General features: G+C 74.5%; 10 protein-coding genes. 8 read left to right on the top strand and 2 right to left on the bottom strand.

Annotated features, from left to right (window positions below):
• The first annotated feature begins 51 nt into the window (after positions 1 to 51).
• From tatA to TOK_RS18460, 4 genes are all read left to right on the top strand, one after another.
• Positions 52 to 333 (top strand): Sec-independent protein translocase subunit TatA, encoded by a 282-nt coding sequence (gene tatA / locus TOK_RS34725; RefSeq protein WP_098959197.1) that lies wholly within the window; start codon positions 52 to 54, stop codon positions 331 to 333.
• A gap of 59 nt (positions 334 to 392) precedes the next feature.
• Positions 393 to 1,307: a twin-arginine translocase subunit TatC gene (gene tatC / locus TOK_RS18450; protein ID WP_098959327.1), complete on the top strand. Its 915-nt coding sequence runs from the start codon at positions 393 to 395 to the stop codon at positions 1,305 to 1,307.
• A gap of 44 nt (positions 1,308 to 1,351) precedes the next feature.
• Positions 1,352 to 4,120, top strand: coding sequence for an RNA helicase (locus TOK_RS18455; protein WP_098959199.1), 2,769 nt, complete (start codon positions 1,352 to 1,354; stop codon positions 4,118 to 4,120).
• Between the two features lie 166 nt (positions 4,121 to 4,286).
• Positions 4,287 to 5,900, top strand: coding sequence for a DUF4333 domain-containing protein (locus TOK_RS18460; RefSeq protein ID WP_098959200.1), 1,614 nt, complete (start codon positions 4,287 to 4,289; stop codon positions 5,898 to 5,900).
• A gap of 58 nt (positions 5,901 to 5,958) precedes the next feature.
• Here the strand turns inward: TOK_RS18460 and TOK_RS18465 are convergent, their stop codons facing one another.
• Positions 5,959 to 6,900, bottom strand: coding sequence for a 5'-3' exonuclease H3TH domain-containing protein (locus TOK_RS18465; RefSeq protein WP_098959328.1), 942 nt, complete (start codon positions 6,898 to 6,900; stop codon positions 5,959 to 5,961).
• Positions 6,901 to 7,036: 136 nt separating this feature from the next.
• Between TOK_RS18465 and TOK_RS18470 the strand changes: the two genes are divergently transcribed.
• The gene (locus TOK_RS18470; protein ID WP_098959201.1) at positions 7,037 to 8,167 is read left to right on the top strand and encodes a Xaa-Pro peptidase family protein; all 1,131 of its coding nucleotides are present in this window, start codon (positions 7,037 to 7,039) and stop codon (positions 8,165 to 8,167) included.
• On the opposite strand, the gene TOK_RS18475 is transcribed toward TOK_RS18470, so the two are convergent.
• Positions 8,130 to 9,158 carry a GDSL-type esterase/lipase family protein gene (locus TOK_RS18475; RefSeq protein WP_253258470.1) on the bottom strand — a complete coding sequence of 343 codons (1,029 nt, stop codon included), beginning with the start codon at positions 9,156 to 9,158 and terminating at the stop codon, positions 8,130 to 8,132. The two genes, TOK_RS18470 and TOK_RS18475, sit on opposite strands and share 38 nt — an antisense overlap.
• Positions 9,159 to 9,348: 190 nt before the next feature.
• Between TOK_RS18475 and TOK_RS18480 the strand changes: the two genes are divergently transcribed.
• From TOK_RS18480 to TOK_RS18490, 3 genes are all read left to right on the top strand, one after another.
• Positions 9,349 to 9,543 (top strand): PspC domain-containing protein, encoded by a 195-nt coding sequence (locus TOK_RS18480; RefSeq protein ID WP_172457634.1) that lies wholly within the window; start codon positions 9,349 to 9,351, stop codon positions 9,541 to 9,543.
• A gap of 70 nt (positions 9,544 to 9,613) precedes the next feature.
• Positions 9,614 to 11,191, top strand: a complete 1,578-nt coding sequence (locus tag TOK_RS18485; protein ID WP_098959203.1) for an amidohydrolase — start codon at positions 9,614 to 9,616, stop codon at positions 11,189 to 11,191.
• A 202-nt stretch (positions 11,192 to 11,393) separates the two neighbouring features.
• Positions 11,394 to 12,197 carry a PIG-L deacetylase family protein gene (locus TOK_RS18490; RefSeq protein ID WP_098959204.1) on the top strand — a complete coding sequence of 268 codons (804 nt, stop codon included), beginning with the start codon at positions 11,394 to 11,396 and terminating at the stop codon, positions 12,195 to 12,197.
• The last annotated feature ends 23 nt before the right edge of the window (positions 12,198 to 12,220 follow it).

Genomic DNA, 12,220 nt, shown 5'->3' on the forward strand with positions numbered 1-12,220 from the left:
TACCGTCGGCCCCGGTAACGCTCTCTGCACCACACCGGAAGGACCACACCCATGGGCAGCCTCGGCGGCTGGGAGATCGTCATCATCATCGGTGTCCTGGTGCTGCTCTTCGGCGCGAAGAAGCTCCCGGACATGGCCCGCTCCGTCGGCCAGTCCGCCCGGGTGTTCAAGGGTGAGATGAAGGGCATGAAGAACGACGACGAGGCCGAGGCGAAGGCGAAGGGCACGACCGTGACCCCGCCGCCCGCGCAGCTGCCCCCGCCGTCGACACCCCCGGCGGGCGACGCCACGCCGGCGCCCGGCACCCAGGGGCGCACCGACACCACCGGCTGACCCCGCAGGTGGCCAGGTTCCTCCCGCGTCGCCGTCGGACGGTCAACCCCGACGGCACGATGACGCTCATCGAGCACCTCTACGAGCTGCGTCGACGCCTCGCGATCTCCATCCTCGCGATCCTCGTGACCACGGTCTTCGGCTACATCTGGTTCGAGGTCGCCATGTTCGGCATCCCGAGCCTCGGTGAGCTCCTCAAGGAGCCCTACTGCTCGCTGCCGGACTCCTCGCGCGCCGTGTTCACCGCCAACGGCTCCTGCACGCTGCTCGGCACCGGCCCGTTCGACCAGTTCATGCTGCGGCTCAAGGTCGGCACCACGGCCGGGATCGTCCTGGCCTGCCCGGTGTGGCTCTACCAGCTGTGGTCGTTCATCACCCCCGGCCTCTACGCGAAGGAGCGCAAGTTCGCGCTGACCTTCGTCTCCGTCGCCGCGGTGCTCTTCGCCGCCGGCGCCGTCCTCGCCTACCTCGTCGTGTCGCAGGGCCTGGCGTTCCTGCTCACCATCGGCAGCGAGGTGCAGACGACCGCGCTGACGGGCGACTCCTACTTCGGGTTCGTCATCTCCCTGCTGCTCATCTTCGGGGTGAGCTTCGAGCTGCCGCTGCTGGTCGTCATGCTCAACCGGGTCGGCATCCTCACCTACGACAAGCTGCGCAGGTGGCGGCGCGGGCTGATCTTCGGCCTGTTCGTGTTCGCCGCGATCGCCACGCCCGGCCAGGACCCCATCTCGATGACGGCACTCGCCGCCGCGCTGACGATCCTGTTCGAGTTCGCCATCCAGCTCGCCCGGATCCACGACCGCGGCAAGGCCCGCAAACGCGCCGCCGAGGGCTGGGACAGCTGGGATCCCGACGAACCGTCGCCCATCGACACCTCGCCCAGCCGGATCGACGCCCCGGCGCCCGTCACCCCCAGCGCGGACCCGGCCGCCACCCCGGAGCCGCGCCCGCAGAGCCTCGACGACGTCACCTGAGCGTCCCGGCGGAGATCGTCGGTGAGATGTGACAGCCTGGGGACGTGTCCAGCAGTCCGGCTGAGGCGTATGCCGCAGCGAAGTCCCGCGTCGCCCGTCCTCGGCTGACCGAGTTCGCCGACAGCCTGCCCTTCGAGCTCGACGGTTTCCAGCGCGCCGCGTGCGATGCGTTGGAAGGGGGGCACGGCGTCCTCGTCTGCGCCCCCACCGGCGCCGGCAAGACCGTCGTCGGCGAGTTCGCCGTCCACCTGGCGCTCGCCCAGGGCCTCAAGTGCTTCTACACCACGCCGATCAAGGCCCTTTCCAACCAGAAGTACGCCGACCTGGTCGCCCGGCACGGCGAGTCCGCCGTCGGGCTGCTCACCGGTGACACCTCGGTCAACGGCGACGCGCAGGTCGTCGTCATGACCACCGAGGTCCTGCGCAACATGATCTATGCCGGGTCGCGCAACCTCGAACAGCTCGGCTACGTCGTCATGGACGAGGTGCACTACCTGGCCGACCGCTTCCGCGGCGCCGTCTGGGAGGAGGTCATCCTCCAGCTCCCCGAGCACGTCGCCCTGGTCAGCCTGTCGGCCACGGTGTCCAACGCCGAGGAGTTCGGCGACTGGCTGGTCACCGTCCGCGGTGACACCACCGTCGTCGTCGACGAGCACCGGCCCGTCCCGCTCTGGCAGCACATGATGGTCGGCAACCGGATGCTCGACCTGTTCACCCAGACCGGCGGCACCGAGACGCCGGGCGCGGAGCTCCGCGTCGACCCCGACCTCCTGCGCCAGACCCGCGAGCTCGACCGGCAGTCCTCCACCGCGGTATGGGACCGGGGCCGGCGCAGCCGCGGGGCGCCGCCGCCCCGCCGCGTCGGGTTCCGGCCGCCGTCGCGCACCACCGTCATCGACCGGCTCGACCGCAACGGTCTGCTGCCCGCCATCACGTTCGTGTTCTCCCGCAACGGCTGCGACGCCGCCGTCGGCCAGTGCGTGCGGTCCGGTCTGCGGCTCACCACCGAGGACGAGGTCCCCGAGATCCGCAGCATCATCGAGCGGCACACCGGCGACCTCCCGCAGGCCGACCTGGGCGTCCTCGGCTACTGGGAGTGGCGCGAGGCCCTCGAACGCGGCATCGCCGCCCACCACGCCGGCATGCTCCCGGCGTTCAAGGAGACCGTCGAGGAACTGTTCGTCAAGGGCCTCGTCCGGTGCGTGTTCGCCACCGAGACCCTCGCGCTGGGCATCAACATGCCGGCCCGCACCGTCGTCCTCGAACGCCTCGTCAAGTACAACGGCGAGGCCCACGTCGAGCTGACGCCGGGGGAGTACACCCAGCTCACGGGACGCGCCGGGCGCCGAGGGATCGACGTCGAGGGCCATGCCGTCGTCGTCTGGCAGCCGGGGGTCGATCCCGAACGGGTCGGAGGCCTCGCCTCGACCCGCACCTATCCGCTGCGCAGCTCCTTCCGGCCCGGTTACAACATGGCCGTCAACCTCGTCGCCCGGCTCGGCGTGCAGCGCGCCCGCGAGCTGCTGGAGATGTCGTTCGGCCAGTTCCAGGCCGACCGGTCCGTCGTCGGGCTGGCCCGGCGCATCGAACGCAACGACGAGGCCCTCGCCGGGTACGCGGCGTCGATGCAGTGCCACCTGGGCGACTTCGCCGGGTACGCCGAGCTGCGCCGCAAGGTGGCCGACCGGGAGAAGTCCCTGTCGCGCCAGGGTGCTGCCGACCGGCGCGACGCCTCCGCCGCAGCGCTGCGCGCACTGCGCCCCGGCGACGTGATCGCCGTCCCCTCCGGCAAGCGGTCCGGCCTGGCGCTCGTCATCGACCCCGGTGCCGACGGCGACGACGACCCGCGCCCGCTGGTGCTGTCGGAGGACCGGTGGGCGGGGCGGCTCTCGACGGCCGACTTCCCGACGCCCGTCGCGGCACTCGGCCACATCCGGCTGCCCCGCAACATCGACTTCCGCTCACCGCGCGGTCGCCGCGACCTGGCGTCGACGCTGCGCAACACCGGCATCCAGGCCCCGGCCCCGTCGCGGCGGCGCAGCGGCAACGCCCACGACGATCCAGAGCTCGCCACGCTGCGCCGCGCTCTGCGCGCCCACCCCTGCCACGGCTGCGACGACCGCGAGGCCCACGCCCGCTGGGGCGAGCGCCACCACCGGCTGGCCCGCGACACCGAGCAGCTGCGCCAGAAGGTGCGGGCCACCACGCACTCGCTGGCCCGCTCGTTCGACCGCATCCGGTCGCTGCTGGCGGAGCGCGACTACATCGTGCCGGACGCCGACGGCGAGTCGGCGGTCACCGAGCACGGCGAGCGGCTCGCCCGGCTGTGGGGCGAGTCGGACCTGCTGGCCGCCGAGTGCCTGCGCCACGGGGTGTGGGAGAACCTCGCCCCGCCCGAGCTGGCTGCGGTCGTGTCCGCGCTGGTGTACGAGTCGCGCCGCGACAACGGCCCCGTCCCGCGGGTGCCCACCGGTCCGGTGTCGGACGCACTGGCCGACACGGTCCGGCTGTGGGCCGACCTGGAGGCCGACGAGCGTCGCCACCACATCGACCGCACCCGCGAGCCCGACCTGGGGTTCGCCTGGCCGGTGCACCGGTGGGCGCGCGGGGAGTCGCTGGCGCAGGTCCTCGCCGCCGCGGAGCAGAACGGCCACGAGCTCTCGGCGGGCGACTTCGTCCGCTGGTGCCGCCAGGTGCTCGACCTCCTCGACCAGATCGCCGGCGTCGTCGGCCGGTCCACGCCGTTCGGGAAGGTCGCCAAGGAGGCGGCGGCCTCGGTCCGGCGCGGTGTCGTGGCGGCCGGGGTGGTGTAGGAGCGGTGGTGGCGCACCCGGTGCGGTGGCGCGGCAGGCCCGGACAGGTGGTCCGGGTCGGCCGGTTCGCCCGGTCCTGCCGGGTCACAGGCCACTGTGCTTTGATCGCCGGGTCACGCCCCGGCGGTACGGGCACGAGGCACGGTCGCGACGAGGAAGGTTCCCCATGAGCAATCCCCCGCACAGCGGCGACGACGCGGAGCGGGGCGGCGCCGACGCGCCGGCCGAGCAGTCCTCCTCGGCGCAGCCGCCCGCGTCGGCCTCGGACGCCACCGCCGGAACCCGTGACCCGTCCGCACCGGCCGACCCCGCGGCGGGGGAGCAGGCCGTGTCCGGGACCGAGTCGACGAACGTCCTGCACGCGCAGACCCCCTCGTTGCGGAAGCAGGACCCCGCGCAGGCACAGGCCGCGGAGCGGGAGACCCCTGCGCAGCAGACGCCGGCCCCACCGCCGGCCGACCAGTCCCCGGCCGACCAGCCGCCTGCCGACCAGCAGGCCGCTCCCCAGTGGGGGCAGCCTGCGCAGGGTGAGGTCGCGCAGGGCGAGGTGCGGGGAGAGACCGCCGAGGGCGGAGCGACCGGGGGCTGGGGCCAGCAGCAGGCGCCGCAGCAGCAGGCCCAGTACGGCCAGCAGCAGTACGGCCAGCAGCAGTACGACCCGCAGGCAGCCCAGTACGGCGCGCAGCAGGCCCCGTACGGCGCGCCGGGGCAGTACGCCCAGCAGGGACAGCAGCAGTGGGCCGGGCAGGCCCAGCCGGTGTGGGACGCGCAGCGCGGCCAGTGGGTGCAGCCGGGCTGGCAGCAGCCGGGCCAGGTCCCGCCACAGGCACCGCCCGGTCAGTGGCCGCAGCAGCCGCCGCAAGGCGCCCCGCAACAGTGGGCGCAGCCCGCCGGCACCGGAGCCTGGGCCCAGCCGGGGACACCGGACCAAACGCAGGGCGAACCCGCGACGGCACCCCAGGCTCCGCCCCAGACGGCACCCCAGTGGGGGGCGGCCGCCGACGCCGGCACCCAGTACGCCGGTACCGGCTCCCCGTGGGCGGCATCGGCCGACCCCGCAGCCGGTGCGGCACAGAGCCAGGCCGGCACCGGTGACACGGCGTCGGGCTTCGACGCCGGCGCGACCCAGCACCTCTCGGGCGGCACGCAGAAGCAGACCGACGAGGCCGCGCCGGCGTGGGGGCAGAGCGGCCAGACGGGCCAGCAGGCACAGCAGTCGACGGCTCAGCTGCCCGGCGCCGAGCAGCAGTGGGGCGGTCAGCAGCAGCCCGCGTGGGGCGCCGCCGGCACCGGAGCCTGGGGCCAGGGCGACCAGCAGGCCCAGCAGCAGCCCTGGACGCCGCAGCCGGAGGGCCAGCAGGCGCCCTGGGGCTCACAGGTCGCAGGCTCCACCGCGGGCTGGGCCCAGCAGCAACAGCAACAGCCTTGGCAGCAGCAGGGTGGCCCGACGGCCGGCACGCCCCGCAAGCGCAGCGCCATGCCGTGGATCATCGTCGGAGTGGTCGTCGTACTGCTCGGCGTCGCGGCGGTCCTGCTGTTCTGGAAGCCGGGTTTCGTCGTGACGCGGGTGTTCGACCAGGCCGGGCTGCAGACCGGTGTCGAACGCGTCCTCACCACCGACTACGGCCATCAGGTCTCCGCCGTGACCTGCCCCGCCGACCGCGCGGTCAAGGAGGGCGACACCTTCACCTGCTCCGCGACCGTCGACGGCGAGCCGAACACCCAGATCCCGGTCCGGGTCACCAGCAGCAGCGGCAACTTCGAGGTCGGCAGGGTCTGACGGTCACACCGTCCGGCCGGCCGAGCTCGGTCCACCGATCCGGCGAGGCCGCCGCTGCTCAGCGCTTCAGCGCGGCCACCAGCCGGTCGACCGAACCCGCGAGCCCCCACGTCGATGCCAGCTCTGTGAGCCGGTCCGGGTCGACCGGCTCCGCGGGCAGCACGTCGTCGTCGCCGAAGAAGTCGACCTGTGCGTCCCGCGCCACCCGCACCACGGGCTCGACGACCGCCAGGTACGGCGCGGCGGCCGCCAGCTTGGCCCGAACCGGTGGCGTGAGCCGCTTGTCGTCGGTGTCGATCACCGCGTCGCGCAGCTCGTGCCACGAGGAGAACCTGCTGACGAGCGTCGCCGCCGTCTTCGCGCCCACCCCGGGAACGCCGGGCAGGCCGTCGGAGGGGTCGCCGCGCAGCATCGCCATCTCCGCGTACGCCTCGCCGGCCCGATCGACGGGCACGCCGTACTTCGCCGCGACCTCGGCCGGGCCCATCGTCTCGGCCTTCGCCAGCCCGCGACCCACGTAGATGAGCCGGACCGGGGTCGGCTCCTCGCGTACGACCTGCATGAGGTCCCGGTCGCCGCTGACCACCGACACCGCGTCCGTGCGCTCCCGCGCCGCCAGCGTGCCGATGACGTCGTCGGCCTCGTACCCCTTCGCCCCGGCGACGGCGATCCCCGCCGCCGCCAGCACCTCCAGCAGGATCGGGACCTGCGGGGCGAGCGTGTCGGGCACCTCCTCGGGGACGCCGTAGGGCGCGGTGTCGGGCTCGCCGCCCGCGATCCGGTGGGCCTTGTACGACGGCAGTGCCTCCACCCGGAACCGGGGCCGCCAGTCGAGGTCGAGGCAGGCGACGAGCCGGGTCGGCTTCCGCTCGGACACCAGCCTGGCGACCATGTCGGTGAACCCGCGGATCGCGTTGACCGGTGTGCCGTCCGGAGCGGTGATCGACTCCGGCACCCCGTAGTAGGCGCGGAAGTACATGCTCGCGGCGTCGAGGAGCATCAGCGTCGGGGGCGGCGGCGTCACGGGGGGCAGCTTGCCAGGTCCGGCGACTCCCCGGCCCCGCGCCTCCATCCGGCGGCACGCTGCCCGGACCGGCCCGCACCGACCACGTCGCGTAGCGGAATAGGCTGGGCCCATGACTCCGGCCGTCCCCACCGAGCTGCTCGCCGACCGGCTCCGCCGCGCGGGCGAGGTCGCCGCCGACCAGGGCGTCGACCTGCTGCTGATCACCCCTGGCACCGACCTGCGGTACCTCGTCGGTGCCGACGGCGAGTCCCACGAGCGGCTGACCTGTCTGGTCGTGCCCGCGGCCGGGCACCGGGCGCCGCCCGCGATCGTCGTGCCCAAGCTCGAGGCGCCCGGGTACGCCGGGCTGCCGCTGGAGGAGCTGGGCATCGACGTCGTCACCTGGACCGACGGTGAGGACCCGTACCTGCTGGTCAGCGACCTCGCGGGCGGACCGACGCGGGTCGCGGTGGCCGACACCATGCCCGCGGTGCACGTGTTCGGGGTGCGCGACGCGCTGCCCGACGTCACCCAGCGCCTCGCCGGTCCGGTGATCCGTGAGCTGCGGATGCGCAAGGACGCCGCCGAGGTCGCGCAGCTGCGCGAGGCCGGTGCGGCGATCGACAGGGTGCACGCCCGCATGGGGCAGTTCCTGCGCCCGGGCCGCACCGAGGCCGAGATCGGGGCCGACATCACGACCGCGATCGTCGAGGAGGGCCACACCAGCGCGGCGTTCGTCATCGTCGGGTCCGGCCCCAACGGCGCGAGCCCGCACCACGACGTGTCCGACCGCGTCGTCGAGCGCGGCGACGTCGTCGTGATCGACATCGGCGGTCCGCTGCCCGGCGGGTACTACTCCGACTCGACGCGCACGTATGCCTGCGGCGCCGCCCCGTCGGCGGAGGTGGCCGAGACCTACGCGGTGCTGCAGGACGCCCAGGAGCGCTCGGTGGCCTCGGTGAAGCCTGGGGTGACGGCCGAGCAGGTCGACGCCGCAGCGCGCGAGCCCATCACCGCCGCCGGGTTCGGGGAGCGGTTCGTGCACCGCACCGGCCACGGCATCGGCCTGGACGTGCACGAGGATCCCTACATCGTCGGCGGGAACGCGTTGGCGCTGGAGCCCGGCATGGCGTTCAGCGTGGAGCCGGGAATCTACCTCGACGGGTCCTGGGGTGCCCGGATCGAGGACATCGTCGTCGTCACGGGGACGGGCTGCGAGCGGCTCAACTCGCGGCCGCGGGATCTGGTCGTCCTGGACTGAGCGTTCCGTCGGCGGTCGGCAGGCACGACGCCGCCGCGGCGCCGCTGCGCACGAACTCGCCGAGGCACCGGCCGATGGCTGCGTGTCCGGCGGCGTTCGGGTGGAACGACTCCTGCACCAGCGGCATCCCGAGGGCACCCAGGTGCCCGTGCCGCAGGGCCCCGGGCTCGACGGTGAGCCGGCGCTGCCACTCCACCGACGGGTCGTCGCGGCTGCAGGCCTCCCGGCCCTCGGTGGCGCGGGAGAGGTCGAGGAACCGGGCGCCGCTGCGGGCGGCGACGCCGGCCAGAGCGGCCGACAGGTCCGGCAGCGCGACGGTGCGGGCCCAGCCGGCGTCGGCCCGGTGGTAGGGGCAGCCGCGGGCACCGTGGAGACGGCCCATCCGCTCGGTGACCGGTGAGGCGTAGGAGAGCAGGACGAGGACGTAGCCGTCGTCGGAGTACCCGGCGTCGCGCAAGACCGAGCGGACGTCGGCGACGGCGGCCTCCACCTTCGGCACGGTCGCCGCCAGCCGGGCGGGCCAGCCGGCGACGACCGCGTCGCGGCACGGGCCCTGCCGCGGGTCGACGAACGCCTGGATGCAGCCGGCCAGGACGGCGGTGAGGGCGACGTCGTCGTTGGAGCCGACCTGCAGGGTCACCGTCGTCACCCGGTGTTCGCGGGCGAGGTCCCCGAGCCGGGCCGTCTGTGAACCGGGGCCGGACCGGACCGCTGCGGTGTCGGCGCCGGAGCAGGCGAGGTTGACCGACACAGGCGCGAGGCCGCTGCGGTGCACGTAGGCGGCGGGGGAGCGGTGACAGAAGTTGCCGCCCTCACCGCGGGTGCCGGCCTCGTAGTCGCCCGCACCCTCGCCGGACGCGGTGCTGTCCCCGAGGGCGACGACGGCCGCGGGCGGGTCGGCCGCGGCGGGTGCGCCCCCGACGGCCGCCGCGACGACCCCCGACACGATGAACACGACGCAGACCCGCAGGCCGGAGCGGAAGTCGATCACCCGGCGGACGCTACGGCCGGGGACGGCCCGGAGCGGCTGCGTCGCGACGACCTGTGGACCGGTCGCACGCATGTGGACAGCTCGGGGTGAAGTCCGGGTCGGTCTCCGGGCCTTCCCCGAGGGAAGTGGCCCTCCGCGACGCGAGAGTGGATGTCAGACGGCGAGACACGCCGCACCGGAAGGAGCACCAGTGACCACCACCGCCACCCTGACCCGCCCGGAGCACGGCCGGATGATCGCGGGCGTGTGTGCAGGGCTCGCCGACCGCTTCGGCTGGAGCGTGGGCACGGTCCGCCTGCTGTTCCTGCTGTCCTGCCTGCTGCCCGGCCCCCAGTTCGTCATCTACCTCGTGCTGTGGGTGCTCATGCCGCGTCGCGGCTGGTGACTACCCCGGCGCCGCCGTCCGCGGGGGGCGGTCGGCGGCGCCGCACGACCCGTCGGGTAGACCTGGGTCCGTGCGCAGCCTGCTCGTCGGTGTCCGGATCCTTGATCCGGCAGGCCCGTCCGTCGACGGGCCGGCCGCCGTCGAGACCGACGGCGACACCATCACCTGGGTGGGTCCGGCGGCCGGCGCGGCCGGTCGGGCCGCGGGGGCGCAGGTCCTCGACGTGCCGGGGACGACCCTGACGCCGACGTTCGTCGACGCCCACGTCCACGCCACGTCGTCGGGCCTGCTGCTCGACGGGCTGGACCTCGGGTCGTGTCGCAGCGCCGCCCAGCTCCTCGACGCACTCGCCGCGCACGCCTCGGTCCAGGCCGGTGACGTCGTGTGGGGGCACGGCTGGGCCGAGGACGACTGGGCCGACCCCACCCTGCCCTCGCGCGCCGCGATCGACCGCGCCGCCGGCGGGCGCCCCACCTACCTCACGCGGGTCGACGTGCACTCCGCGCTGGTGTCCTCGGCGCTGGTCGACCGGGCCCGCGACGCCGTCGACGCCGCGGGCTGGTCGGGATCGGGGCCGTTGTCGGCCGACGCGCACCACCACGTCCGCCGCGCCGCCCTCGCGACTGTCGGGCGCGACCAGCGCGACCAGCGCGACCGGGCACAGCGCTCGTTCCTCGCCGCGGCGGCCCGCGCGGGGATCGGCACCGTCCACGAGTGCGCGGGCCCGCTGGTGTCCGGGCGCGAGGACCTCGCCGCGCTGCTGATGGCCGACGCCGGGGTCGACGTCGTCGGCTACTGGGGTGAGGCCGTGGACAGTGCACGTGACGCGCGGGCACTGCTGGCCGCGACGGGTGCCCACGGGCTGGCCGGGGACCTGTTCGTCGACGGCTCGCTGGGCTCGCGCACCGCGGCGCTGCGTTCCCCGTACGTCGACGCCGACCACTGCGGGCGGACGTTCGTCTCCGCGGACGCCGTGGCCGCACACCTGGTGGCCTGCTCGGCGGCCGGGGTGCAGGCCGGGTTCCACGCCATCGGCGACGCCGCGATCGACCGCGTCCTCGACGGACTCGTCGCCTCGGCCGACGCCGTTCCCGTGCAGATGGTCCGCGACGCCCGCCACCGCATCGAGCACCTCGAGATGCCCGACCCCGACAGGATGGCGCTGCTGGCCGACCTCGGCGTCGTCGCCAGCGTCCAACCGGCCTTCGACGCGGCCTGGGGCGGCACCGACCGCCTGTACGCGGCGCGGCTGGGCGCCGAGCGGGCGGCGGGGATGAACCCGTACGCGGCCCTGCACGCCGCCGGAGTGGTACTGGCGTTCGGGTCGGACTCCCCGGTGACCGCGCTCGACCCGTGGGGTGCGGTGCGCGCCGCCGCGGCGCACCGCACCCCGGGCAGCGGTGTCGACGCCGGCGTGGCGTTCGCCGCGCACGTCACCGGCGGGCACCACGCGGCACGCAGCACCGACCCGTCGGCGGGACGGATCGTCGCAGGCGCACCGGCGGGGCTCGCGCTGTGGGACGGCGACCCGACCGCCGGCGACGCGGCCGACGGTGCCGTCGGTCGCTGTCTGCGGACCGTCCAGCGTGGCCGCACGGTGTTCGACGCGCTCGCCGGCGACGGTCGCGTGCCGCTCGCCGGGGGCTGACCCCACCTGCGGTTTCGTGGGGTGAACCCCACTCCGTCGGTGCCTGGCGCTGTGCCAGAATCTTCCTCGTGAACACGTGGACGAGCACTCGCCCCCAGGGCGCCTGCTGTCCGGGCTGTTGTCGCTGTCTGTAGTTGCAGCTGACCTCCCGGACCAGTCCACCCTGCCGCCGACGCGGTACCTCACACCCTGCGAGCCTCCGATGATCCGCACCCCCGACCTCACCGGTCACACAGTCCTCGCCCTTCACGCCCACCCCGACGACGAGTCGATCTTCACGGGCATCACGCTCCGCCGCCTCGCCGACGCCGGCGCCCGCGTCGTCCTCGTCATGGCCACCAACGGCGACATGGGCGAGTCCCGCGTCGGCCTCGGCACCGGCGAGACCATCGCCCACCGCCGCACCACCGAGCTCGAGCGCTCCGCCGAGCTGCTGGGTGTCGACCGGCTCGTGCTCCTGGGCCGCCGCGACTCCGGCCTCCCGGGCTGGGCCAGCACCCGGCACCCGCTGGCCCTTGCCGGAGCCGAGCCGCTCGCGCTCGCCGGCCGCATCGCCGAGATCGCCGACGCCGAGGGCGCCGACACCCTGATCTACGACGACGAGGCCGGCATCTACGGCCACCCGGACCACCGCATGTCCCACACCATCGGCGCCATCGCCGCCGACCTGGTCGGGGCCACCAGCTACCGCATGACCGTCGACCGCGAGCACCTGCACCTCGCCGCCCCGGACGGCCACCTCGTCCACGGCGCCGCCCGCTCCGCGCAGGTCGCGTTCGGCCGCACCACCGCCGAGATCACCCTCGCCGTCGCCGGCGACGAGCGGCACCTGCAGATCAAGCGCGACGCGATCGCCGCGCACTCGTCGCAGATCGGTCCGGAGCACCTGCCCGCCGACCTCGCGCCCGCCTACGGCTACGAGTGGTTCGTCCGCAACGGCGCCCCGGGCGTGCTCGACGCCCTCGGCAACGCGCACCTGCTCGCCGGTCTGTCCGCGGCGGCGTGAACCCGGCGCCGACCTCATCCTCG

Source organism: Pseudonocardia sp. N23 (assembly GCF_002583555.1).
Classification (GTDB): domain Bacteria; phylum Actinomycetota; class Actinomycetes; order Mycobacteriales; family Pseudonocardiaceae; genus Pseudonocardia.

Coding starts and splice junctions, on each gene's coding strand:
- tatA (WP_098959197.1), top strand. CDS start 52: ATGGGCAGCCTCGGCGGCTGGGAGATCGTCATCATCATCGGTGTCCTG.
- tatC (WP_098959327.1), top strand. CDS start 393: ATGACGCTCATCGAGCACCTCTACGAGCTGCGTCGACGCCTCGCGATC.
- TOK_RS18460 (WP_098959200.1), top strand. CDS start 4,287: ATGAGCAATCCCCCGCACAGCGGCGACGACGCGGAGCGGGGCGGCGCC.
- TOK_RS18465 (WP_098959328.1), bottom strand. CDS start 6,900: ATGCTCCTCGACGCCGCGAGCATGTACTTCCGCGCCTACTACGGGGTG.
- TOK_RS18470 (WP_098959201.1), top strand. CDS start 7,037: ATGACTCCGGCCGTCCCCACCGAGCTGCTCGCCGACCGGCTCCGCCGC.
- TOK_RS18490 (WP_098959204.1), top strand. CDS start 11,394: ATGATCCGCACCCCCGACCTCACCGGTCACACAGTCCTCGCCCTTCAC.